Source organism: Microvirga antarctica, assembly GCF_017921815.1.
Lineage (GTDB): Bacteria > Pseudomonadota > Alphaproteobacteria > Rhizobiales > Beijerinckiaceae > Microvirga > Microvirga antarctica.
Genome location: NZ_JAGEMM010000076.1, coordinates 1 through 291, shown reverse-complemented (window position 1 = coordinate 291; position 291 = coordinate 1). Strand labels below are relative to the sequence as shown.

Here is a 291-nt window from a genome sequence, read left to right as displayed (position 1 = left end):
TTAGCGCGTCTCAGACGCAAGACCTGCATAAAATCGGCGTAGTGTCTGCCGATGGCGCCACCACGCTGGATGGCCTGGAAGCTAAACTGGCTGAAAAAGCCGCCGCTGCTGGCGCAAGCGCTTATAACATCACCTCCGCCGTGGGTAATGACAAAATGAGCGGCACTGCGGTGATTTATAAATAATTTACCTGCCCGCCAGATTTCAGGCTGTAACATCGCTGTTGTTTGAATTCTGACGGGTATTACCCTCGTCTGTTTGCCAACAGACCCACTGCTCCAACCCCCATTA

General features: G+C 52.6%; 1 protein-coding gene. It reads left to right on the top strand.

Features of this window, described 5'->3' with window-relative positions; genetic code table 11:
* Window positions 1-185, top strand: a 185-nt coding sequence (gene ybiJ / locus J4G32_RS20925; protein WP_210497596.1) for a DUF1471 family protein YbiJ, incomplete at its 5' end; no start/stop codon positions are given.
* Window positions 186-291 lie beyond the last annotated feature (106 nt).